The sequence below is a fragment of the Acidisphaera sp. S103 genome (genome assembly GCF_009765975.1).
Classification (GTDB): Bacteria; Pseudomonadota; Alphaproteobacteria; order Acetobacterales; family Acetobacteraceae; genus Rhodopila.
The window spans coordinates 124,967-147,008 of record NZ_LMUJ01000042.1 but is presented as its reverse complement, the minus strand read 5'-3'; the positions used below and the strand labels follow the sequence as shown (position 1 = coordinate 147,008).

At 66.4% G+C, this 22,042-nt stretch carries 19 protein-coding genes and 1 tRNA gene; 9 read left to right on the top strand and 11 right to left on the bottom strand.

The window, feature by feature from the left end; translation table 11 throughout:
• Positions 1-147: 147 nt before the first annotated feature.
• Entirely contained in the window at positions 148-822 is a 675-nt protein-coding gene (locus tag GSQ89_RS10940; RefSeq protein ID WP_216856111.1) for a hypothetical protein, read from the bottom strand.
• A 198-nt stretch (positions 823-1,020) separates the two neighbouring features.
• Between GSQ89_RS10940 and GSQ89_RS10930 the strand changes: the two genes are divergently transcribed.
• Together GSQ89_RS10930 and GSQ89_RS10925 are read left to right on the top strand one after the other, a co-directional pair.
• Complete coding sequence (locus GSQ89_RS10930; RefSeq protein WP_158924931.1) at positions 1,021-2,043, top strand: histone deacetylase family protein; 1,023 nt, start codon at positions 1,021-1,023, stop codon at positions 2,041-2,043.
• Between the two features lie 2 nt (positions 2,044-2,045).
• Positions 2,046-3,617: an ABC transporter substrate-binding protein gene (locus tag GSQ89_RS10925; protein WP_158924929.1), complete on the top strand. Its 1,572-nt coding sequence runs from the start codon at positions 2,046-2,048 to the stop codon at positions 3,615-3,617.
• 3 nt (positions 3,618-3,620) lie between these two features.
• Here the strand turns inward: GSQ89_RS10925 and GSQ89_RS10920 are convergent, their stop codons facing one another.
• Positions 3,621-7,166, bottom strand: a complete 3,546-nt coding sequence (locus GSQ89_RS10920; protein ID WP_158924927.1) for a glycosyltransferase family 4 protein — start codon at positions 7,164-7,166, stop codon at positions 3,621-3,623.
• Between the two features lie 23 nt (positions 7,167-7,189).
• Here GSQ89_RS10920 and GSQ89_RS10915 point away from each other — a divergent pair, with 23 nt between their 5' ends.
• A complete protein-coding gene (locus GSQ89_RS10915) occupies positions 7,190-8,929 on the top strand; it encodes an acyl-CoA dehydrogenase family protein (protein ID WP_158924925.1) in 1,740 nt (579 codons plus the stop codon).
• A 29-nt stretch (positions 8,930-8,958) separates the two neighbouring features.
• Here GSQ89_RS10915 and GSQ89_RS10910 read toward each other — a convergent pair whose 3' ends face one another.
• The 5 genes from GSQ89_RS10910 to GSQ89_RS10890 all read right to left on the bottom strand — a co-directional run bounded on the left by GSQ89_RS10910 (position 8,959) and on the right by GSQ89_RS10890 (position 13,151).
• Positions 8,959-9,546 (bottom strand): malonic semialdehyde reductase, encoded by a 588-nt coding sequence (locus GSQ89_RS10910; RefSeq protein ID WP_158924923.1) that lies wholly within the window; start codon positions 9,544-9,546, stop codon positions 8,959-8,961.
• A gap of 66 nt (positions 9,547-9,612) precedes the next feature.
• A complete protein-coding gene (locus GSQ89_RS10905; RefSeq protein WP_158924921.1) occupies positions 9,613-10,173 on the bottom strand; it encodes a NifU family protein in 561 nt (186 codons plus the stop codon).
• Positions 10,174-10,309: 136 nt separating this feature from the next.
• Entirely contained in the window at positions 10,310-11,125 is an 816-nt protein-coding gene (locus GSQ89_RS10900) for a gamma-glutamyl-gamma-aminobutyrate hydrolase family protein (protein ID WP_254073165.1), read from the bottom strand.
• Positions 11,126-11,225: 100 nt separating this feature from the next.
• Positions 11,226-11,891, bottom strand: coding sequence for an outer membrane lipoprotein carrier protein LolA (locus tag GSQ89_RS10895; protein WP_254073164.1), 666 nt, complete (start codon positions 11,889-11,891; stop codon positions 11,226-11,228).
• 42 nt (positions 11,892-11,933) lie between these two features.
• Positions 11,934-13,151: an MFS transporter gene (locus GSQ89_RS10890; RefSeq protein WP_254073163.1), complete on the bottom strand. Its 1,218-nt coding sequence runs from the start codon at positions 13,149-13,151 to the stop codon at positions 11,934-11,936.
• A 49-nt stretch (positions 13,152-13,200) separates the two neighbouring features.
• Here GSQ89_RS10890 and GSQ89_RS10885 point away from each other — a divergent pair, with 49 nt between their 5' ends.
• The 4 genes from GSQ89_RS10885 (at position 13,201) to GSQ89_RS10870 (ending at position 17,168) form a co-directional block, all read left to right on the top strand.
• On the top strand, positions 13,201-13,995 hold the full coding sequence (locus tag GSQ89_RS10885; protein ID WP_158924917.1) for a helix-turn-helix domain-containing protein: 795 nt from the start codon (positions 13,201-13,203) through the stop codon (positions 13,993-13,995).
• Positions 13,996-14,256: 261 nt separating this feature from the next.
• A complete protein-coding gene (locus GSQ89_RS10880; RefSeq protein WP_158924915.1) occupies positions 14,257-15,165 on the top strand; it encodes a GGDEF domain-containing protein in 909 nt (302 codons plus the stop codon).
• Between the two features lie 327 nt (positions 15,166-15,492).
• Entirely contained in the window at positions 15,493-16,485 is a 993-nt protein-coding gene (locus GSQ89_RS10875; RefSeq protein ID WP_371734240.1) for a Ppx/GppA phosphatase family protein, read from the top strand.
• Positions 16,482-17,168 (top strand): RlmE family RNA methyltransferase, encoded by a 687-nt coding sequence (locus GSQ89_RS10870; protein ID WP_158924907.1) that lies wholly within the window; start codon positions 16,482-16,484, stop codon positions 17,166-17,168. Before GSQ89_RS10875 ends, GSQ89_RS10870 begins: the two co-directional genes overlap by 4 nt.
• Before the next feature lie 29 nt (positions 17,169-17,197).
• Here GSQ89_RS10870 and GSQ89_RS10865 read toward each other — a convergent pair whose 3' ends face one another.
• The 3 genes from GSQ89_RS10865 to GSQ89_RS10855 are packed head-to-tail and all read right to left on the bottom strand — an operon-like array spanning position 17,198 to position 19,171.
• Positions 17,198-17,377 (bottom strand): hypothetical protein, encoded by a 180-nt coding sequence (locus GSQ89_RS10865; RefSeq protein WP_158924905.1) that lies wholly within the window; start codon positions 17,375-17,377, stop codon positions 17,198-17,200.
• A 1-nt stretch (position 17,378) separates the two neighbouring features.
• Entirely contained in the window at positions 17,379-17,900 is a 522-nt protein-coding gene (locus tag GSQ89_RS10860) for a Zn-ribbon domain-containing OB-fold protein (RefSeq protein WP_158924903.1), read from the bottom strand.
• A 14-nt stretch (positions 17,901-17,914) separates the two neighbouring features.
• The gene (locus tag GSQ89_RS10855; protein WP_158924901.1) at positions 17,915-19,171 is read right to left on the bottom strand and encodes a thiolase C-terminal domain-containing protein; all 1,257 of its coding nucleotides are present in this window, start codon (positions 19,169-19,171) and stop codon (positions 17,915-17,917) included.
• A 144-nt stretch (positions 19,172-19,315) separates the two neighbouring features.
• Between GSQ89_RS10855 and sthA the strand changes: the two genes are divergently transcribed.
• Both sthA and GSQ89_RS10845 read left to right on the top strand, forming a co-directional pair.
• Entirely contained in the window at positions 19,316-20,707 is a 1,392-nt protein-coding gene (gene sthA / locus GSQ89_RS10850; protein WP_158924899.1) for a Si-specific NAD(P)(+) transhydrogenase, read from the top strand.
• Positions 20,708-20,959: 252 nt separating this feature from the next.
• Positions 20,960-21,044 (top strand) — tRNA-Leu (locus GSQ89_RS10845).
• Between the two features lie 72 nt (positions 21,045-21,116).
• On the opposite strand, the gene GSQ89_RS10840 is transcribed toward GSQ89_RS10845, so the two are convergent.
• Entirely contained in the window at positions 21,117-21,839 is a 723-nt protein-coding gene (locus GSQ89_RS10840; RefSeq protein ID WP_216856110.1) for an aspartate/glutamate racemase family protein, read from the bottom strand.
• Positions 21,840-22,042 lie beyond the last annotated feature (203 nt).

Here is a 22,042-nt window from a genome sequence, read left to right as displayed (position 1 = left end):
TTCTAGTATCGCGCGGCAGGCTGTCCGCCATTCCGCCATGCGACTACGGCGTGGTCATCGCGAGCGTCTTGCCCGCGATGACGGTTCCGTCCGCACCGGTTCGGTGCCCACGCACTTCAACCCTCGATGAAATGGCCGTGCCGCACCCTACATCGGAGGGACAAGGCCGTGCTTGCCGACGCCGACGTTCGCCGCCGTCAGCGTTCCGTCCGTGTTATGCAGGGCGGTGACGATGACATGGGCCCCCTTGGTCAGCGCCGCCTTGGTCGCCGGGGCATAGGTGATCACCGGGGCCTTCGGCGGAACGAACACTTTCTGCTCGCCGCCCTTGTAGGTCAGCGTCAGCATCCGTCCCTTGGACACTTTCAGGTCACCGACGGTGCCGTTCGTCATCGAACTGTTGGCGCCGAGGTCCCACGCCCGATGGCCTTCGCCGACGCCGCGCATCGATTCCGGAAACACCTGTATTTCAAGGGCCTTCAAGGTTCCGTCCGGCTGCGACACCGCCGCGGTGCCGATGAACGATCCCGGCTTGATCGCGCTGACCGCGATGGGCTCGATCCACCGGATGCCGATATTATCGGCCAGTTTCAGGGTAACCGTATCCCCACCGCGGGTCGTGACCTGAAGCTCGTTCGCATCGATCTTGCTGATGACACCGCGGACGCGCGTGGGCGCGGAGGCTGGCGCCGCGGCGGCCGCCATCGCCGGAGCGGCGGCGGGCGGTGTTGCCGCGGCCGGGGCGGGGGTTTGGGCAAATGCGACCGAACCCATGGTCAGGCTGGCGGCGGCGGCGAACATCGCGCGTCGTGAAAGTGACATGCAGGCATCCCTTTTTGATACGGAAGCGGCATCGATACCGGGCGAACGCGGAAAGGCAAGTGAAGAAATCCGCATGTGAGCGGCTTGCCCGCGCCGGCATCCTGGCATTCGGCGGGCGATGGCGCGGGACGCGGATTGACAGCAGGCGGGGCACATCCGAAGCACCATTCGACCGCGTTCAGACAGAAGGACCGACCGATGATCGTCATCACCACCGACCATGCCGCCCACGATCCGGACCGCTTTACCGTGGCAGGCGATGCACGCGCGTACTGGGAGGTTCCGGCGAGGGCGGATGCATTGTTGGGTGCGCTGCGTGCCGGTGGGCTGACCACAAAACCCACGACCGATCACGGCCTGGCGCCCATCGCTCGGGTGCATGACGCCGGCTATCTGGAATTTCTGGAAACCGCCTTCGCACGCTGGCAGGCGGTACCCGGTTCGCGGCCGATCCTGCGAGCGCAGGCCTACGCGGTGCGGCACAAGGCGCATCGTCCGGACGCGCTGCTCGGTCAGGCGGGCTGGTATCTCAGCAGTGCCAGCGCGCCGATCGTGGCGGCCACCTGGACCGCCGCGATCGGATCCGCCCATGCCGCCATCGACGCGGCCGACCGCGTGCTGGCGGGCGAACGATACGCCTACGCGCTGTGCCGCCCGCCCGGGCATCATGCGCATACCGACATGGCCGGCGGGTTCTGCTACCTGAACAACGCGGCGATCGCGGCTCAGCGGATGCTGGATGGCGGCGGCGGTCCGGTGGCGATCCTCGATTTCGACGTGCATCACGGCAACGGCACGCAGCAGATTTTCTACGAACGCGACGATGTCCATTACGTGTCGGTGCATGGCGATCCGGCCGGGCTGTATCCGTGGTTCGCCGGGTATGCCGATGAGGTCGGGTCGGGCAGGGGCCTCGGCTGGAACCTGAACCTGCCGTTGCCCGCCGGGGCGGAGGACGCGGCGTTCACTGCCGCGGTCGGGCAGGGGTTGGGCGCCATCGCCGGCAAGCGTCCGGCCGCCCTGTTGGTGTCGGTCGGCTTCGATGCGCAGCGTGGCGATCCTGCCGCCAATCTGGCGGTGGACGCGGCGGGTTTCGAGACGGTCGGCCGCCAGGTCGCGGCCCTGGGCTTGCCGACGGTGCTGATCCAGGAGGGCGGGTACCTGGTCGAACGCCTCGGGGCCAACCTGACCGCGTTCCTGACCGGGCTGGGGGTGATCTGACGGTGCGGCGGCGGACGCTTCTCGCGGCGGCCGGTGTCCTGGCCGCGCCCCGCATCGGCCGCGGGGCGGAGGCCGCCGTGCTGCGGTTCATTCCGCAATCCGACCTGGCGGTGCTCGATCCGATCTGGACCTCGGCCTACGTCACCCGCAACCACGCGATGATGGTGTTCGATACGCTGTACGGCATGGATGGCACCTATCGTACCACGCCGCAGATGGTTGCGGGCGATACGACCAGCGCCGATGGGCTGACCTGGGCCCTGACGCTGCGCGACGGGCTGCTATGGCATGATGGCGGGAAGGTGCTCGCGCGCGACTGCGTCGCCAGCATCCGCCGCTGGGGCGCGCGCGACAGCTTCGGACAGACCTTGCTGGCGGTGACGGACGACCTGTCGGCGCCCGACGACCGCACGATCCGCTTCCGTTTGCGGCGCCCGTTTCCGTTGCTGCCGGCCGCTCTGGGCAAGCCAGGGTCGAACGTCTGCGTCATGATGCCGGAACGGCTGGCGGTGACGGATCCGTTCAAGCAGATCACAGAAATGACCGGCAGCGGACCGTTCCGATTCAAGCCGGATGAACGGGTTGCCGGCGCCCGCGTGGTGTATGAGCGCAACACAGCCTACGTCCCACGCCCCGATGGCACCGCCAGCTTCATCGCTGGCCCCAAGGTCGTGCATGTCGACCGGGTGGAATGGACGGTGATCCCGGACGCGGGCACTGCCGCCGCCGCGATGGAAGCCGGGGAGATGGACTGGTGGGAGTCGCCAACCGCCGACCTGCTGCCGTTATTGCGGCGTAACGCCAACCTGACGGTGCCGCCCCCCGATCCGATGGGATATATGGGCACGCTGCGGATGAACCAGCTGCAACCGCCGTTCGACAATCCGGCGCTCCGCCGGGCATTGCTGGGTGCGGTGAGCCAGGACGATTACATGGCCGCCGCGGCGGGCGATCCGGCCAACTGGCGCGCCGGCGTCGGGGTATTCCCGCCGAACACGCCGATGGCGACGCAAGCCGGCATGGCGGTGCTGACCGGTCCGCGCGACCTCGCCGCCGTCGCCAGGGCGGTGACGGCGTCCGGCTACAAGGGCGAGCGGACGGTGCTGCTGGTGCCCTCGGACTTTCCGACGCTGAAGGCGCTGGGCGATGTCGGCGCCGACATGCTGAAGCGCATCGGCATGAACGTCGATGCGCAATACGCCGACTGGGGCAGCGTGCTGCAACGGTTGGCCAAGCAGGACCCGGTCGAGCAGGGCGGCTGGAGTATTTTCCATACCTACTGGTCGGGCCTGGATCAGCTCGATCCGGCTGTGCACGTGTCGATCCGAGGCAACGGCAAGGCGGCGTCGCGCGGCTGGCCGACCAGTCCGCGGCTGGAGTCGTTACGGAACGAATGGCTGTATTCGACCAGTCTTCCGGATCGGCAGCGCATCGCGGCGCTGATCCAGGAACAGGTTTTTATCGATGTGCCGTATATCCCGCTGGGGCAGACGCTGCCGCCGACGGTTTATCGGCGGACGGTCACCGACGTGCTGACAGGTTATTCGCTGTTCTGGAATTTGCGGAAGGCGTAGCGCCTAACTCTGACTCAGCGGACGAATCCGCAGGCTTCTGATGCCGACGCCCAGGACGCGATCGTCCTTCGAGTCCTGGACATCCATCGGCCGCACCGGCAGCGCCACCAGCAGATGCAGGTCCAGCACGGTCCGGCCATCGGTGCGGTTTCGCGGCAGGATCCATTCGTTGGGTCCGTCCGATACCAGCAGCGGGTCCATCATTTCGCCATTGACCGACAACAGGACGGGTCCGTTCAGCAGCGGTGCCATCATATCGAATTCGATGGCGTACGGGCCATGCAGTGGCGCATCGAACCGCAACAGCACCGCCGCGTCCACACCCGACGACCAGCAACCCCAAGGTTCCGGTTTATGCCAGCCGTCCGTCAGCATGGGGTTGTCGCCCAGTTCGCTGGATATCCGGACGAGGCGGCCGATCGGGCAGGTCGCCGCCTGCCGATGCAGCACGAGCGACCGCACACCCACGCCCAGGATCCGTTTGTCGGTCGAAACCGCGATATCGGCCGGTGTGAACGTGTCCGACACGTGCAACGCGATCAGCAAGTCCCGCTGCTTGTCGGTCACCTGTTCCGGCAGATCCCAGCTATTGGCGCCGCTTCGCGGAACGATCGGCGGCAGGGCGTGTCCGTTCACCGACAGGGTCAGGGTCGCGTTGATCCGGCCGGGTGACACATTCATCTCCAGCCGGAACGGCCCGGACAATGGCTCGCGGAACGCCAGCCGCAGCATGGCATCCGGCCCGCTGGTCCAGCATCCCCAATCCTCCGCCGGATGCCAGCCCTCGCGCAGGATTTCGTCCAGCACGTCCGGCCGAACCAGCCGCAGGACCCTGCCGGGTTCCTGAAAGACCGGAACGAAAGGGATCAGCCGGATGCCACGCAGGCCGATCCCCAGTTCGCGGTCGTCAGCCCCGGTGCCCGCGCGAGCCGCGCAAAACGTCTCCGGGACCGAGAGCAGCAATTGCAGATCGGTTCGCCCGTTGGTTGCCCGTGTCGGCAGATCCCAGATGTTGCGGCCCGCGACGGGCGTGATGCCGGGCAGCGCCGAACCGTTGACCGACAGCGTCAACAGCGGATTGGCCGGCGACGGCATAAGGTCCAGTTCCAGCCGGATCGAGGCCGGTGCCGGCTCGCCCAGGGTCAGGCGCAGCGCGGCGGTAGTCCGCCGGCTCCAGCAGCCCCATGCCTCGGGGGCATGCCAGCCGGTCAGCAGGACTTGCCGGGGCATCGCGGCGGCCCGGATCGGCATGGTGACGTTCGGTTCGCACAGCGTGGGCTGGCGCGACAGTACCCGCACCGAACTGACGCCGATGCCCAGGATGCGGTCGTCCACCGAGTCGCCGGCGGCGGCGGGACGCATCGTCTCGCCGACATGCAGCGAGACCACGAAGCTGCTTTTTCCCGTCGTCAACGCGGGCGGTATGTCCCACAGATTCGCACCGGGCACTGGATCGATCAACGGCAGCATGGTGCCATCCCAGCCAATCCGCAGGTTGGCGCCGGTTTCGGCCGGAACGATCGTCAGTTCCAGCGTCAGGGGATCGCTCACCGGTTCTGCCAACGTGATCCGCAGCGAAGCCTCGGCCCCATCGGTCCACCGGCCCCAGGGTTCGGAATCGTGCCAGCCATCCAGCAGGACCTGGGCATGCCGGGGGCCGCCGGACATCGGAAAGGCCACATCGAACTGGAACCGGTACGGTACCGCGTCGGGCGGCGGCGGGGAGCCGGCCAGCCGCCACCAACGCTGCAGTCGCTCGCCGATGTCCGGCCCGGAGGGGCGTGGAACCGCCATCACCAGCGCCGCGTGATCGGCTACCGGCTTGATGGCGTCGCGTGCCAGGCGGACCAGATGCCGCCGTTCCGCCAATCGCTCCGGCGATCCGAGCAGCTCCCGGATATCGGCGGCAAGCGCGTCGGCGGTGTCTCGTGCCGGCAAATTCCCCGCGACCGACGGGTCCAGGCCGCGCAAGCCCGCCGGCGTGGTGGCGACCGGGTGGCCGGCAGCCAGGGTGGTCAGCATTTTCGCCGATACGCCGGCGCGCCCGAGGTCCGGCACGACCGTCAGGCGGCACCAGGATCGAATCGCGTCCAGGTCCTCGACGAACCCCAGGACATGCATCAACGGCGACCCACGCCCCATATCCCGGACGTGTCCCCCCGCTCGGCCCGCGATCGCGACGCTGATCCCGTGCGGTTCAAGATGCGGGCGCCAAACCTGGTCCAGGAACCATCGCAGGGATGCGACATTCATCACCTCCTCGGAGGCGGTCAGCAGCAGGTCGAATGGGGGAACGGCGGTTTCCGGTACCGGTTTCGCCGAGACGCTTGGCTGGATGATAACGGCCCGCCGGCATTGCGGCGCCAGGCGGGTCATTTCGGTCTGGCTGGCGAAGCCGCAGATATCCGCGATGGCCAGCATCTGGGCCTGCACCTTGGCCGCGGCGTTCCGGAACAGCGTCGCCACGGCCTGGTCCCTGCCGTTGCTGATCGCAGACTGATAGATCGCTTCGGCGCGATCCTCTTGCGGCGACAACAGCAATCTGGCCTGGGGGGCGAACATCAGGGCGGGGCCAAGGCCTTCCACACGGTTGGCGATCACACATTCGGCCTGTGCGGCCGCCTGCACGACGGCGCGGTCGCGGATAACGGCGGAGGCGGTTGCCGTCAGGACATCCCGCCACATCGCATCGACATCGGTGGCCTCGGACCGGGACGGCGGTCCTTCGGGAACGGCGATGACATCGATGTGCGCGCCGGTTCGGGTGCTGTTTTCCGGGATGATGTGATCCAGCCGGGACCACAATGTCGCGCCGCGCCGAGCCTGCCCGTCGGCGAAGACGCGAATGGTCAGGAAGCCGGCCCGGACGAGGTTTTCGCGTTGGTTCTCGAACAGGATGGTGCTGCCGCAGCGGCCCCATATGGGCTGCATCTGAACGGCGATCGCCTGTCCGGTGCCGGCGTCCGAAGCCAGGATCGGAGACTCCCCGGTCGAGACATCGTCCAGCGGGCCGACGGGCAGTCCGATCAGGGTGGACAGCGTAGGGTGATCGTCGCCCTCGGTCAGGAAGACGCAGCGCGCGAACGGCCAGGCGGAGCGGAACCGGTCCGCGAAGCCGCCCGCCAAAGGTTGCCCGGCCATGACGGCGGACAAGATGACGACCGAAAGTCCGGGTAGCTTCGGCTGGCCGGCCAGCACCTGGATCAGGCGCAGGCGAAAGAACCCATCCAGGTCGCCCGGCCAGACATCCGGGAACAGCACGACACCGGCGTCCTCCAACTGGGCGTGGAGTTCGGCAAAGGCGTCGGTCGGGTCATCGTGGAGGTTCAGCGGCGGCAGGCCCGCGACAAGAGGCTCGCCGTAGCGGCGGGTCACGCTGTCGAGCAGGCGCGGTGGCAGCAAAGCGCGTTGGCTGATCGGCGGCACAGGTTCCTGATGGTGTTTGGCCGGCACGGGCGGCGCCGTGGCCAGCGGATTGGGGCCGCCTCGCAAAGCCCTATGCGAGAGACCCGTCGGCACGATAATCATCGCCGCCGAAAGCCGGGTCAATTGAAACCCCGAGGAGCAACCGCATGCCGCACGATCTGTCGATCGACCGTCCCCGTACCGGGTCCGACTGGATCGCGCCCGACTGCGCCGGTATGGATTTCCATGCCGCCGATCAGGGCCTGCACGACCTGCTGGCGATCTATCTGCCGGCGGACGTGCTGGCGCATCTGACGCCGCATTACCAGCGGCTGGGGCAACTCGCCGGCGGGCGGCTGGACGAACTGGCGCGCACCGCCGACCGCCATCCGCCGGTGCTGCACGCGCGTGACCGGTTTGGCCGCGACCTTGATTGGATCGAGTATCACCCGGCCTACCGGGAGATGGAGCAGATCGCGTTCGGCGACTTCCAGTTCCACGCGATGTCGCATCGCGGCGGCGTGCTGGGGATGGACCGGCCGCTGCCGCCGGTGGCCAAATACGCGTTCCAATATCTGTTCGTGCAGGGCGAGTTCGGGCTGATGTGCCCGATCAGCGTCACCGACACGTCCATCCACCTGATCCGCAAGTTCGGCAGCAACTCGCTGCAGGATTACCTGCTGCCGAAGATGCTGTCGGCCGACCTTTCCACGATGTGGAAAGGCACGCAGTTCATGACCGAGAAGGCCGGCGGATCGGATGTCGGTGCGATTGAAACCATCGCCCGCCTGGAGGACGGCATCTGGCGGCTGTACGGGGATAAGTGGTTCTGTTCCCACACCGATGCGGATGTCGCGCTGATGCTGGCCAGGACCGAGGGCGCGGTCGCCGGCACGCGCGGGCTGGCGTTGTTCGCGCTGCCTCGGCGCACGCGGGACGGGTCGCGCAACGCCTACCGGATCATCCGGCTGAAGGACAAGCTGGGCACCAAGTCGATGGCCAGCGGTGAGATCCGGCTGGAGGGCGCCGAAGCGTATCTTATCGGCCAGCCGGGGCAGGGGCTGAAGCAGATGATGGAGCAGGTGAACCTGTCCCGCCTGTCGCACGGGGTGCGGGCGGCGGCGATGATGCGCCGCTGCGTCAATGAGGCGCTGGCGGCATCTCGTGGCCGCATCGCGTTCGGGCGGACGGTGGCAGATTTTCCGCTGATGCGCCGGCAGTTGATGAAGATGCTGGTGCCGGCCGAACAGGCGTTGTCGATGGCGCTGTGCACCGCCGATGCGCTGGGCCACGGCGCGCGCGAGGAACTGCGGATACTCACAGGGCTGCTGAAGTTGCGGGCCTGCCGGGACAACGTGATCGTGGCGACGGCGGCGATGGAGGCGCGCGGCGGCAACGGCTACATCGAGGATTGGGTAAACCCTCGGTTGATCCGCGACGCCCAGGTCGGGTTGCTGTGGGAGGGCACCAGCAACATCAACGCGCTGGATGTGATCCAACGGGCGGTGGGGAAGGACGGGGCGCATCGCGCGTTGCAGGCGATGCTGCGGCAGCGGCTGGAGGCGGCTTCGGTGCTGCCCGCGGCGTTCAGGGCGGCACTGGACGGGGCGCTGGATCGAGCGGTCGCGCTCGCGGAACGGATCGCGGGAGAAGGACAGGAGACGTTGGCACGCCAGGCGGCGACGGCGCTGTACGATGTGTCGAGCGCCATCCTGCTGGCCTGGGAGGGGTCTCGTCCCGGGGCGGATGCTCGGCGCGCGCTGGTGTCTCGGTTCGTGTTGGCGCATCGGCTGTCGGCGGCCGACCCGCTGGCCCCGGAGGAGGCCGCGTGGGGGCGGCCCGCCACCGATGCGCTGCTGGGGGAGCGGCGGTTGGGGCTGGACGAGGCGGCCGCGCTGCTAAGGTGATCGCGGCCGGACGTCAACCCGCGCCGGCGTCAGACCAGCAGACAGGCTTCCTCAAACGGCAGGCGCGGCGAGCGGTTGAAGACCCCCGCCGGGTCGCCGTGGCCGATGTTCACCAGGAAATTCGACCGCCAGCCGTTGCCGGCGAAGAACGCCGCGTCGACCTTAGCATTGTCGAAGCCCGACATCGCGCCGGTATCCAGGCCCAGCGACCGAGCCGCGATCATCAGGTAGGCGCCCTGCAGGGTGCCGTTGCGGAACGCCGTGGTCGCCGCCAGCGAATCGTTGCTGGTGAACCAGTTGATCGCATCCTGGTTGTGCGGAAACAGCGTCGGCAGTTTCTCGAAGAATTTGGGGTCGTAGGCGACGATCACGGTGACCGGCGCGGCCATGGTCTTCTCGGTATTGCCGGCGGATAGCGCCGGAGCCAGCTTTTCCTTGCCTTCCTTGGTGCGGATGAACACGAAGCGGGCCGGCGAGCTGTTGGCGGAGGTCGGGCCGAACTTCAGGATGTCGTAGAGTTCGCGCAGCGTCTCGTCGGGGACCGGGGTGTCGTGCCACTTGTTGTGGGTGCGGGCTTCCCTGAACAGCAGGTCGTGACCGGCGGCGTCGATCGTCATAGGCAACTCCTGAATATGATGCGGCGCAGCGTGAGAGATGCGCCCGCGGTGGTCAACTGAGGCCGGTCAGAATTCGACCTGCTCGACGGAGACCACTTCCGGCACGTAGTGCTTCAGCATGTTCTCGATGCCGTGCTTCAGCGTGGCGCTGGAGGACGGGCAGCCGGAGCACGAACCCTGCATGTGCAGGCGGACGACACCCTGGCGGTAGCCACGGAACACGATGTCGCCGCCGTCGCCGGCCACCGCCGGGCGGACTCGGGTATCGAGCAGTTCCTTGATCTGGTCCACGACCTCGCGGTCGGCTTCGTCGATGTCTTCTTCGTCGAAGTCGGTGTCGCCGTCCTCGATCACCGGCAGGCCGGCGACGAAATGATCCATGATGACGCCCAGCACCTGGGGCTTCAGCGCCTGCCACGAAATCTCATCGTTTTTGGTAACGCTGATGAAGTCGCCGCCGAGGAAGACGCGCGCCACGCCCGGCAGGGCAAACAGCCCGGTCGCTAGCGGGCTGCGGACGGCGCTGACGGCGGAGGCGAAGTCGGCGGTCGAGAGGCCCATCACGTCGCGCCCCGGCAGGAACTTGAGCGTGGCGGGGTTGGGAGTGCCCTCGGTTTCGATGAACATGGCGGCGCCTGTCCTGTCCTGAATGATGATCAATCCGGACCCGTGCGGTCCGGTCTTCCGGCCGATACATCGGTCGAAACGGTCGGTCTGACAAGGGGGTAGAGGTTTTGGAGACTGGCCTGCGGCGTCCCGGACCCTAATCGGCCGCGATGGAAACGCCGCCCAACCTTGCGGCGTCGGCATAAGCTCGCACGGCCGCGCCGAATTGCTCGAAAATCGCCCGGGACAGCGTGTCGGTGCGCCAGTCGTATTCCGGGTGCCACTGCACGCCCACGACGTAGCCGATCGCCGGCCCCGCCTCGCTGGCCGCGACCCGGACGGCCTCGATCAGCCCATCCGGCGCCACGCCTTCGGCGACCAGGCCCGGCGCCAGTTGGTTGATCCCCTGGTTGTGCAGGGAGTTCACCGCGATCTCCGTCGCACCGGCCAGGCGGTGCAGCCAGCCGCCCGGCGTCACCCGGATCGCGTGCGCCTTGCTCTGGCGAATCCGTGAGGACGGCTGCATCGGAGTCGAATGATCCATCCGATCCGGCAGATCCTGGATTCGCTGATGCAGGGACCCGCCCAGCGCCACGTTCAATTCCTGAAAGCCGCGGCAGATCGCCAGCAGCGGCACCCCCCTGGCCACCGCCGCCCTGATCAGCGGCAGGGTGATTCCGTCGCGGGCGGGGTCTTCCGGCGTGCCCTCGGCGTGCGGCGGGCCATCATACAGGCCGGGTTGCACGTTGGAACGGCTACCGGTCAGAATGATGCCGTCGAGTCGGTCCAGCAGGGTCTCGATATCCGCCATCGGGCCGTTGGCGGGCAACAGCACCGGGACGGCGCCAATCACCTCATCCGTCGCGCGCACATAAGTGTCGGAGGCCGCATGGTTCGGCATTCCGAAGATGCCAAACTGCTTGGTGCAGCAACTGATGCCGATCATTGGCTTGACGACGCGCGGGGACCTCATGTTGGGAAAGATCATTCCCCAGTTTGATGGCAAAAAGAAGACTTTTTCGTCCCGGCGGGCACATGCCCGTCATGCGGTCATCGGCGTGCGGCCCGGGAGCTCAGCGTTTTTGTTCCGACGGGACGAAGACCTGCTCGAACAAAGTCGGGTCGAATGTGCCGCCGGTCTGGGCGTTGGACAGGGTGACGTGAGTCTCACGCCGCTGCGCGTCCACCACGGTCCATTGCCGTAAAGTCAGTGGCGAATCGGTGAAAATCAGCGTCAGGGACCCATCACCCGGGCTGGCGGTACGCTCCAGGGTCAGCTGGATCTGGCCGGGCAGGTGCTGGATGGCGGTCACTGTCACCGCGCCCGCCAGCGTCACGTGGTCGGCCAGCAGGATACCCAGCGGCGTACGGCTCAGGGGGATGTTGCTGTCCTGCCCCAGCGACGAGTCGTGGAAGATCAACTGCCCGTGCGCCGCGATCAGCAGGAACGGCGCCGGCGGATCATATTGGAACCGCATGCGCCCCGGCCGTTCCAGCCACGCGGTGCCCTCCGAGATGCCACCATTCGGCGCCACCTGCAGGAAATGCGCCTTCAGCGTCCGAATGCCGTTCAGATAGGCCTCGATTCGCCCGATATCCGCCTGGTCCGAGGCGGAAAGCGCGACAGCGGGCGGGTCCGCGCTGGCCGTCTGGGCTAAGGGAAGCAGCGCGGCGGACAGCAGCAGAGAGCGGCGGAGGAGCATGCGGAGGGATGTGGCGCGTTCGGCGGCGCTTTGCAATTAACGTGTGCGGCGGCGAACGGCCGCAGGTCTGGCGTGCCCTTATTCCGCCGCCATCGGCACTGCATCCGCCCACAACTCGGGGGCCAGTTCCTCCTTCCGGTTCGGAAAGAACAGCGCGCACCCCAGCGTCACCACCGAGAATGCCGACAGCACCACGGTCGCCGCCGCCACGCTGCCGGTGCGCTCATATAGGGTGGAAACCACCGGCGCTGCCGCGGCGGCCCCCAGGAATCCGACGAAGAACCGCACCGAGTAAATCCGCGCCCGCAGGGCAGGGGAGATATAGCGGGCCGCCATCGTCTCGTTCACCGTCACCTGCCCGAAGATCGAGGCCGCCACCGCGCCGGCCAGCGGCAGCACCAGCCAGCCCTGGGCGAAGGACAGCGCGAGCATCGCCGGCGCCAGCACGATGCTGACCGGCAGGAACACCGTCTTCAGCGTGTTACGGTCGATCATCCGCCCGACGGAGAACTGCGTCAGCGCCCCGCACAGCGTCACCAGGAAGGCCGCCAGACCGACCAGCGGCAACAACGTCGCGTTGTCGGCCAGCCGTTCCTGCATCAGCTTGGGCAACAGGATGGTAAAGGCGTTGAACACCAGCCCGGACGACATCGCGATCAGCATCAGAACCAGCACCGCGCGACGGACCAGATGCCGCGGAATCGGCGGGAACGGGCGGGCATTGGCATGCGCGCTGACATGCGCCAGCGGCGTCCGCATCCAGAATAGCCCGGCCGTCACACACAGTAACCCGGGGGCGACGAACGCCGCGCGCCAGCCGATCTCATTGGCCAGGAAGGCGGTGACGACCGGGGCCAAGGCGACCCCCAGGTTGCCGAACACCCCGTTCACCCCGATCGAGCGGCCGGGTCTGTCGCCCGCAGCCTCCACCAGCATCGTCGTGCCGATCGGATGATAGATCGCGGCGAAGCCCCCGGCACAGGCCAGTGCCACGCCGAGCATCATCGGTGAATGGACCAGGCCGGCGGCGATCAGACTCAGGCCGGTTCCCAGGAAAAATGTTGTCATCAGCGCCTTGCGGCCGAAGCGCTGCACCAGCCATCCCTGCGGCAGCGACAGCAGGCCGTAGAACACGAACCCGCCGGTGGCCAGCGCCAGAATCGGCCCATAGGACTCGCCGAACGGACCGCCGGGGACGGCCATGGCCAGTACGGCGGTGGGCAGGATCAGCAGGCTGTAATGGGTGATCGTGTGGGCGGTGTTGATGAACACGATCTGCCGGGCGGCTGGAGTCATGATCCGCATTCCCTTTGTGTTACGAAAAATATAGGTTGTCGCTATGGCGATGTCTGGCCAAACTCTGTCGCGTACCGGCCAAAGCCGCCTGCAGCCGTTCGAGCAGGCGCCCCGGCCGATGGTCGGCTATTCCAACGACTACCAAGCCGGCCATGACACCGGCCTGCACCGGCACCCCCGAGCGCAACTTCTGTTCGCCATCGCCGGCGTGCTGCGCGTCACGACCGAGGCCGCCTTGTTCACCGTTCCGCCCGGAACCGGCCTATGGGTCCCCGCCGACATGCGGCACGCGGTCCGGATGGACGGCGCGGTCCAGATGCGATCCCTGTTCCTGCGGGCGGATGCGGCGGCGTCCGGCCCGGCAGCGGCGACGGTGATCGCCGTATCGCCGCTGCTGCGCGAGCTGATCCTGACGGTGTGCGGGGAACCCGTGGTGTGGGATTCGCGCGGCCCGATCCGCCTGGTGGCGGCGCTGGTGCTGCATGAGATCAGGCGGGCCGGCACGCGGCCTTTATCCTTGCCGGCCTGCCGCGATCCCAGGCTGGCTCGGGTGGCGACAGCGCTAATTGCCGATCCGGCCGATGCGCGCGACCTGGATGGTTATGCGACGGTCGCCGGTGCCTCGGTGCGGACGCTGGCGCGCCTGTTTCGATCGGAGACGGGCATGAGCTTCCAGCAATGGCGCCGCCAATTGCGTATGACCGAGGCGCTGGCCAGGATTGCCCAGGGCGTTCCGCCGGCCCGGGTGGCGGCCGCTGTCGGCTATGCCAGCGTGCCGGCGTTTGGGGCGGCGTTTCGGGAAACCTTCGGGACGACGCCGGCGATGGCAGCGCCGAAGCGGTGACGCCGCAGCGCATCGGGACTGGCTGCCGGCCCGTCGTGGGCTGGTATCGAAGCCGGATGCGGGCCTTACCGCTGTCACCATGGCAGACGTGTAACGAGCCGTTTCCTAGGCGACATGATTATCGAATGGTGCAGCCAGTGCATTGCCACCCCGCGCGTGCGATATCCAAACGATCGGGCGGCCGGTATGGGCGCCAATTCTATCCATCTGGCGCGGAAAAAGCCTAAGCTGCTCCCCGTCCTTTGGCTTGAGGAGACGAACGTGCCGTTCAGAGGCGATTACGATGGCTCCATTGTTGCGATTTTAGAGGAATTGCGTCTGACGGCGGACCTGGACGGGATCGCGATTCTTGACTTGAGCGCGGATGCCGCCGAGGAGCCAGTCGCCTATTTCCTGGGTGTCGACGAGCCTGGCGTCGCCGATCTTGGCCACATGCTGTTGGCAGCCAGCCCCAATCGCCCCTCCCAGGCCCTTACCGCCGACAAGCGCCCGCTTCTGGCCTGTCCCTGGGTCTTTCCGCCTGACTGCCCCGGGGGCCTACTGCTGTGGCGAGCCCCGCGATCGAGGCCGTGGACCGAGTCCGATCACGACCTTGCGGCCTCTGTCGCCATGCTGCTGCGTGTTGCTGTCGGCGCCGGCATGGGCCAGGCCGGTATCGATCGGCTGACGGGCATTCCGAACCGCCGCTGGTTCCTGGATGAGGCCGAACGACGTATCGACCGGCTCGACATGGACGTCGTCGTCGGCACGTTGTGGCTGGTGGATATCGACGACCTGCGGCGTGTCAACCTGTCGCTGGGGCGGACGCGAGGGGACGGGATTCTTGTCCGCATGGCCAGTCAGTTGCGTGCCTCGGTCCGGCCCAGCGACCTTGTCGCGCGGGTGGGGGCGGATGAGTTCGCCGTCTGGCAGGATGGCATGGATCATCTGACAGCCGCCGAACGGGCCGAGGAACTGTGCGCCGGCCGGCTTTTCCACGACCTGCCGGACGCTCAGGGCGTGACTTTTTCCATCGGCATCGCCAGCCGGGACCCCGGCAGCGCCCAGGATGTCCGTACGATGCTGCGCCGCGCCCACATGGCCGCGCGCGAGGTGAAGGCCACGGGCGGCGGCGGTTGGCGGGTTTCCCACGCAAATTCCCGATCGCGATTTTTAGGTCCACCGCCGTGAAGGGGTGCGCGGGACGAACCCTGGGTATGAAAAAGCCGATAGCCGGCACCACATTTGCATTCGGTGCTTGCCCGCCACACGCAGTCGGTTGACAATCCAAGGATGATGCCGGTTCAAGCCACGGCCGAGCTTGAAACCGCCGCACAATGCGATGAAGTGCGGCTGGATGAGACATGTCCGGATAGTGCCGCCTCCAATCTGACGGGTCAGGCGGCGTCGCCAGATCTCGCGTCTCCCGGCCAGGCGTCTCCAGATCCTGCGCCCCCGAGCCTTGCGCCGCCAGACCTTGGGGCGCCCGATCCGGGACGCTCCGATCCGGGCCGGCGCGTGTTTGGGCCCGCCTTTGCCGCCCTGGACCTGGGCACCAACAATTGCAGGATGCTGGTTGGAACGCCTTCAGGCGACAGTTTCCGGGTGCTCGACAGCTTCTCCCGTATCGTCCGCCTGGGGGAAGGGCTGCACAGCACCGGTTGCCTGAATGACGCCGCGATGGACCGTGCGATCTGCGCCTTGCACGCCTGCGCAGGCCGGCTGGCGCGACGCCCGGTGCGTCAGGTACGCGCCATCGCGACCGAGGCCTGCCGGCGTGCGACCAACGGCCCCGCCTTCCTGTGCCGCGTCAAGCAGGAGACCGGCTTCGATTTCGGCATCATCAGCAGTCGCGAGGAAGCCGAGCTGGCGCTGGAATCCTGCACCCCGCTGCTGCCGTGCGGCGATCGCCGGGCGCTGCTGTTCGATATCGGCGGCGGTTCCACCGAACTCGCCTGGGTGCGCCTGACCGACGGCCACCCGGAACTGATCGGCTACGAATCCCTGCCCGTCGGCGTGGTGACGCTGGCGGAACGCTGGGGCGGCGCCGGCTTCACCGAAGACGGCTTCGAGGCGATGGTCGCCGACGTCGCCGAACGCCTGCAACCGTTCGAGAAAGTGCATTGCATCGCCCGCGAAATGCGCGGCGGCGGCGTCCGCCTGCTGGGCACTAGCGGCACCGTCACCACCCTGGCCGGAGTCGCGTTGAAGCTGGAGCGCTATCGCCGGATGGCGGTGGATGGCGTCGAGCTTTGCAGCCAGGCCGCGGCCGACGCACTGGCCCACCTGCGGGCGCTCGGGCGTGAGGGCCTGATGCTGCACCCCTGCGTCGGTCCGGATCGGGTCGAGTTCGTGTTGCCCGGCTGCGCGGTGTTCGCCGCCATCACCCGCGTCTGGCCGGCGCCGCACGTGATCGTCGCCGATCGTGGCCTGCGGGAGGGCATGCTGCTGCGGTTGATGCGCGCCGACCGCTTGCGCCAGGGACGGCGACGTGATCCCTGCCGTTCATGAGCCGTCCGCCTGTCAAGCCGCCGTCCCGAAGTCTGTCGGTCTTCGTCAAATCAGCGAAGAGCCGGAGTCCCGCCTCAACCGCCTGGCTGAAGCGTCAGCTCAACGATCCCTACGTCGCGGCGGCTCGGCAGCAGGGCTGGCGGTCGCGGGCGGCATTCAAGCTGCTGGAACTCGATGACAAGTTCAAACTGATCCACAAGGGCGTCCGGGTGCTCGATCTCGGCGCCGCACCGGGCGGCTGGACGCAGGTGGCGGTGAAGCGTGGCGCGGCCTCGGTGCTGGCGGTGGACCTGCTGCCGATCGATCCGATCCAGGGCGCGGTGGTGATCCAGGGCGATTTCACCGACCCGGATATGCCGGTGCGGTTGACGGCGGACCTCGGCGGCGGTGCCGACCTGGTGCTGTCCGACATGGCGCCGAACACCACGGGGCACGCCGCGACGGATCACATCCGGATCGTGGCGTTGGCGGAAATGGCGCTCGATTTCGCGGTGGGGATTTTGTCGCCGGGCGGGGCGTTCGTGGCGAAGGTGTTCCAGGGCGGGTCGGAGAAGCAGATACTCGACGTGCTGAAGCAAAATTTCTCGCATGTCCGCCATGCCAAACCGCCGTCCAGCCGCAAGGAATCCAGCGAGTTGTATGTCGTTGCGATGGGGTTCAAGGGCCGTTCCGCGGAGGCGTGACGGATGGCGCCGATTTCCGCGCCTGAAATTCAGAGCAGGACGTACGCGACAAAGCCGAGAACGCCAGCGATATAGAGAATGGCAACCGCGATGCGAAGCCATTGAGCCTGGCGGCGGAACATCCGGGCCGCCAGGAACGCCACCATCGTCGCACCACCGAAAATCCGGGCGGCCTCCCACTGTGCGCCCGTGGCTTGGTCGAAGATCATCCTACTCTTGTGGATACCGCCAAGGCGTCTCGGGTTGCTTTGCGTCCGTGTCCACGGTCCATTGCGGCAGGGACAGCCCGTCGGCCACATCGCTGAAAGCCAGGCGGACGCGTGTGCCGATACCGACCTTTCGCACGGCCTCGGGCGGCGCGAGATTGCCGTCAGCCAGGGTCAGGTTGCCGACCACCCGCAGCGCCTCATGTTCCGACGGCTGGCCCTTTTGGGTGTCGAGGTCCACCAGCAGGACCATATACGGCGTATGGGCTTTGAACGCGGGCTGGATCGCGTGATGTACTTCCTCATAGGAATGCACCTCGCCCTTGCCTTCGACAGCGGTCCAGGTCGCCCGTGGGCTGGCGCACCAGGGGCAGCCGGTCGTCGGGGGATAGCGCAGCAGCCCGCAATCGTCGCATTTCTGCAGATGGAAATCGTGCCGGGCGCAGTGCGCGAAGTAGGTCAGGTTCTCCTTGTCGAGATCGTCGATCGACAGGGACATGCCGAGGTAGTTGCCTTGAAGGGACATAAGCGTTTCTCCTTTCAGCCGCGCCGCATGACCATGGCGGAACCCGTCATCGGGTTGGCCCACCCAAGATTGGCCGTCACTTCGATATCCTTGACCTGGCGGCAGCCGCCTTCGCGGTAATCGTATGTGTGCTGCCGCTTGCCGTCCGGGCCCATCGGGCAGGAATCGTCGATGTCGTGCCGAAGCTGGCGGACATTCTCGATCACCATGTTCATGCCGTGGGTATAGCCCTCGCACAGATGACCGCCGGAGGTGTTGTTCGGCCGCCGCCCGCCCAACCGCGTGATCCCCGAGGACACGTAGTCGCCGCCTTCGCCCTTCTTGCAGAACCCGTAATCCTCCAGTTGCAGCATCGAGGTGAAGGTGAACGCGTCGTAAGCCCCGGTGGCGTCGATATCCTCGGGACCGACCCCGGCATTGGGCCACAGGATGTCCTTGGCGAAATATCCGCCGACGCGCGCGATCGGTCCGGCCTGGTAATGCATGTCCATGCGCGGCTTGCTGCACCGGCCGGCAATGCCGCGGATCAGCGCCGGCGTGTGCCGCATGTCGCGTGCGCGATCCGCCCGCGTGATGATGATCGCGGTGGCATTGTCGGTCTCGACGCAGCAGTCCAGCAGGTGCAGCGGCTTGCAAATGATCCGGCTGCCGAGCACGTCATCCACCGTGTATCGCTTTTTGTAATACGCCTTGGGATTGTTGGAGGCGTGTTCCGAATGCACGACCTTCACCATGGCGACTTGTTCCGGCTTGGTGCCGTATTCGTACATGTGCCGCATGAACGTCGGGCTGAACATCTGCCCCGCGCTCTGCCAGCCATAGGCGCGACTGTGCAGCATGTCGCCGCCGACCGGCGTTGCCGAACGTGCGCCGGTTCCCCCGATACGGACCTGCGAGAAGCCGTTCATCGCTCGGAACAGCGCCACGCAGTTGCATAGCCCGGCCTCCATGACACCGATCGCGATACCGATCAGGGCCTCGGTCGACGATCCGCCACCGACGCAATCCATGTAGAAATTCAACCGGGTCCCGATGTCGCCGGCCATGAAGGTGGCGGAGGTGCTGTCATTGTTCGAATACGACAGCATGCCATCGATGTCGGAGGTCTTGATTCCGGCGTCCGCTGCCGCATTGCGCAGCGCCCATGTCCCCAGTGCGCGCGTCGTCTTGTCCGACCCGCGTGTATATGTCGTCTCGCCAACGCCGACGATCGCGTATTTGTCCCGCAGATATTTCGGCGTGCTGACATCCTGATCCGCTGGCAGCGGCATGGCACGTCCTCCCTTTCCCCGTTGATCAGCCTTGCCGAAATGCTGACCCTTGCCCGGGCCGCCGTCAATCCGGGCGATTTGCCCCTCCCCACCGGCGCGAAAACAGAGTAGTCTATTGCCAACAGACGGGTGGCACACTCGGTAATGACACGATACGATTTTATCGTCATCGGCAGTGGCCCCGCCGGGCGCCGTGCCGCGATTCAGGCCGCGAAGCTGGGCCATACTGTCCTTGTGGTGGAAAAGGGCCGCAGGGTGGGTGGTGTGTCGGTCCATACCGGCACCATCCCGTCCAAAACGCTGCGTGAAACCGTCTTGAATCTGACGGGCTGGCGCGAACGCGGGTTTTACGGCAGCGCCTACCGCGTCAAGAAAGACATCCAGGCCAAAGACCTGATGATGCGGCTTCACATGACCTTGGATCATGAGGTCGATGTGCTGGAGCATCAGTTCGCCCGCAACAAAGTCCAGACCATTATTGGCACGGGCCGCTTCCTCGACCCCCACGCGGTTGAAGTCACTTTGAACGATGGCGATGTCCGGGTTGTCGCCGGCGACAAGATCATGATTGCCGTGGGCACGCGGCCCTATCGTCCGGCCGACGTGCCATTCAACGGGATCAATATTCTCGACAGCGATGAAATCGTCGAGGTTCCTCGCCTGCCACGCAGTTTGACCGTCGTTGGCGGCGGTGTGATCGGCGTCGAATACGCGACAATTTTCAGCGCGCTCGACGTGAGCGTCGCGCTGGTCGAATCACGTGCAAGTCTTCTCGATTTCATCGACCATGAGTTGATCGAGGATTTCACCCATCAGCTCCGGGATCGCGGCATGGCGATCCGCTTCGGCGCCAAGGTCTCCCATATCGAGATCGAGAATGACTGGCCGGTCACCATCCTGGAAAACGGCCGGCGTATCCGGTCGGAGATGCTGTTGTATGCGGCCGGGCGGGTCGGTGCGACCGACAGCCTGAATCTTCCGTCCTGTGGCCTGGTGCCTGACGACCGCGGCCGGCTAAAAGTCGATCCCGTCACATTTCAGACCGAAGTGCCGCACATCTACTCGGCCGGCGATGCCATCGGCTTCCCCAGCCTGGCGTCCACGTCGATGGAGCAGGGGCGTATCGCCGCATGCCATGCTTTCAACATCGCGATGCCGCCCGCACCGGATTACTTCCCCTACGGCATCTACTCGGTACCGGAAATATCCACCGTCGGCATGAGCGAGGAAGAAGTCCGCCGCCGCGGCATTCCCTATGAATGCGGCATTGCCCGGTTCCGGGAGACGTCGCGCGGCCACATCATGGGCCTGAACAACGGCATGATGAAAATGATCTTCTCCCTGAAGACCCGCCGCCTGCTGGGTGTCCACATCGTCGGCGAGGGGGCCACCGAACTGGTGCATATCGGTCAGGCCGTGCTGAACCTGCATGGCACGCTGGATTATTTCATCGAGAATACCTTCAACTATCCGACTTTGGCGGAAGCCTACAAAATCGCCGCGCTGGACGCCTGGAACCGCATGGGCGTCGTGTAGCCCGGGTGTGAGGAACTACGAAACAGCGCGTTGTCGTGCCGCCGCGATGCTGTATTATGGGGCCGGACGCGAGAGCGGCGGAACGGTAGATGCGGTCGACACGAAAAGTGCTTTGTCTGCCATGCCGCGGTTTATCGCGGAGACGGTAAAAGGTGTTTGGATTTAGAGGGTTAGTGGAGTAGCTGAGAAGCCGCTGGATCGAGGCGGGTCGCGTATCTGCAAAGCGCGAGTCGAGGGCATCTGCGGCGAGATGCGGGCGTGGTGGAACTGGTAGACGCGCCGGACTCAAAATCCGGTTCCGCAAGGAGTGTCGGTTCGATTCCGACCGCCCGCACCACCCTTTTTATCCGACCTTGCCAAGATTGGGGTCGATGATTCGAAGCGCTGGCCTATGCCGGCAACACGCGGGTCATACGCCGAACACCCGGCCCCATCCGGTTACCAATGCCGGGTCGATCCCTGCCAGCCTCAGGCTTTTCCAGACCACCGTGGCGATGGTGTCGTAGATCGGGAGCCCAAGTTCCGCCTCCAGTGCTGCCACCAGCGGGGCGGCGCGCAGGTTTGTGCAGATGATGCCGATCGCGTCCGGTTTCTCCGCCGCCACGGCGCGGATCAGGCCGGTCAGGGTGTCGGCGGAAACTTCGGAGAAGGCGAAATTGTCCTGGATGCGGAGATGCCGTTCCGCGTCGCAGGCGATCCCCAGTCCGGCGTAATTGGCGACGATCCGCTGCTGCACGGCATCGATATACGGGGTCACCAGCCCGAACCGTTTCACGCCGGTGGTGGCCAGGATCTCGTTCAGCGCCAGCATCGACGTGCTGGTCCGGATCCCGGTCGCGGCCTGAATCCGCTCGCACAGGCGCTGGTCGGCGTCGAAACCCAGCCAGCCGGACGACGTGCCGTTCCACGCGATGACATCGACCTTGGCGTGCGCCAGAAGCTCCGCCGCCGCCAGGATCGGGCGGTCGTCGAACTGGGCGAGGGCGTCGGCGGTCAGGGCGATCTCGGTCACCCGGAAGCGGGCGAAATGCACCGAGACCGAGGGCAGGCCGGCCAGCATCGCGGCGGTGACCGGTTCCAGCGTGGTGTTGGACGATGGGGTCAGCATGCCTAGGCGGACGGGTGTGAGCATGGCGGCACTGTCGCATGAGGCGGCAAATGCGGGAAGATAAACCGGGGGACATCCGGGGCGTTCCAGTCAGGACCGGCATTCACGCCGGACGAAAGGAACCGCCATGCCGACAATCGCGAATCGGATGGGCGCGAATCGGATGGGCGCGAAACGGATGAGCCTGAAGCAGACGGGACAGCCAGGCAACGGGAAACACGACAAGA

What these genes read in the sequence shown, in the direction of transcription:
- GSQ89_RS10905 (WP_158924921.1), bottom strand. Translation starts at nt 10,173, where the DNA reads ATGTTCATCGAAACCGAGGGCACTCCCAACCCCGCCACGCTCAAGTTC.
- GSQ89_RS10940 (WP_216856111.1), bottom strand. Translation starts at nt 822, where the DNA reads ATGTCACTTTCACGACGCGCGATGTTCGCCGCCGCCGCCAGCCTGACC.
- GSQ89_RS10860 (WP_158924903.1), bottom strand. Translation starts at nt 17,900, where the DNA reads ATGTCCCTTCAAGGCAACTACCTCGGCATGTCCCTGTCGATCGACGAT.
- GSQ89_RS10900 (WP_254073165.1), bottom strand. Translation starts at nt 11,125, where the DNA reads ATGAGGTCCCCGCGCGTCGTCAAGCCAATGATCGGCATCAGTTGCTGC.
- GSQ89_RS10840 (WP_216856110.1), bottom strand. Translation starts at nt 21,839, where the DNA reads ATGCTCACACCCGTCCGCCTAGGCATGCTGACCCCATCGTCCAACACC.
- sthA (WP_158924899.1), top strand. Translation starts at nt 19,316, where the DNA reads ATGACACGATACGATTTTATCGTCATCGGCAGTGGCCCCGCCGGGCGC.
- GSQ89_RS10855 (WP_158924901.1), bottom strand. Translation starts at nt 19,171, where the DNA reads ATGCCGCTGCCAGCGGATCAGGATGTCAGCACGCCGAAATATCTGCGG.
- GSQ89_RS10915 (WP_158924925.1), top strand. Translation starts at nt 7,190, where the DNA reads ATGCCGCACGATCTGTCGATCGACCGTCCCCGTACCGGGTCCGACTGG.
- GSQ89_RS10885 (WP_158924917.1), top strand. Translation starts at nt 13,201, where the DNA reads ATGTCTGGCCAAACTCTGTCGCGTACCGGCCAAAGCCGCCTGCAGCCG.
- GSQ89_RS10870 (WP_158924907.1), top strand. Translation starts at nt 16,482, where the DNA reads ATGAGCCGTCCGCCTGTCAAGCCGCCGTCCCGAAGTCTGTCGGTCTTC.
- GSQ89_RS10910 (WP_158924923.1), bottom strand. Translation starts at nt 9,546, where the DNA reads ATGACGATCGACGCCGCCGGTCACGACCTGCTGTTCAGGGAAGCCCGC.
- GSQ89_RS10890 (WP_254073163.1), bottom strand. Translation starts at nt 13,151, where the DNA reads ATGACTCCAGCCGCCCGGCAGATCGTGTTCATCAACACCGCCCACACG.
- GSQ89_RS10865 (WP_158924905.1), bottom strand. Translation starts at nt 17,377, where the DNA reads ATGATCTTCGACCAAGCCACGGGCGCACAGTGGGAGGCCGCCCGGATT.
- GSQ89_RS10930 (WP_158924931.1), top strand. Translation starts at nt 1,021, where the DNA reads ATGATCGTCATCACCACCGACCATGCCGCCCACGATCCGGACCGCTTT.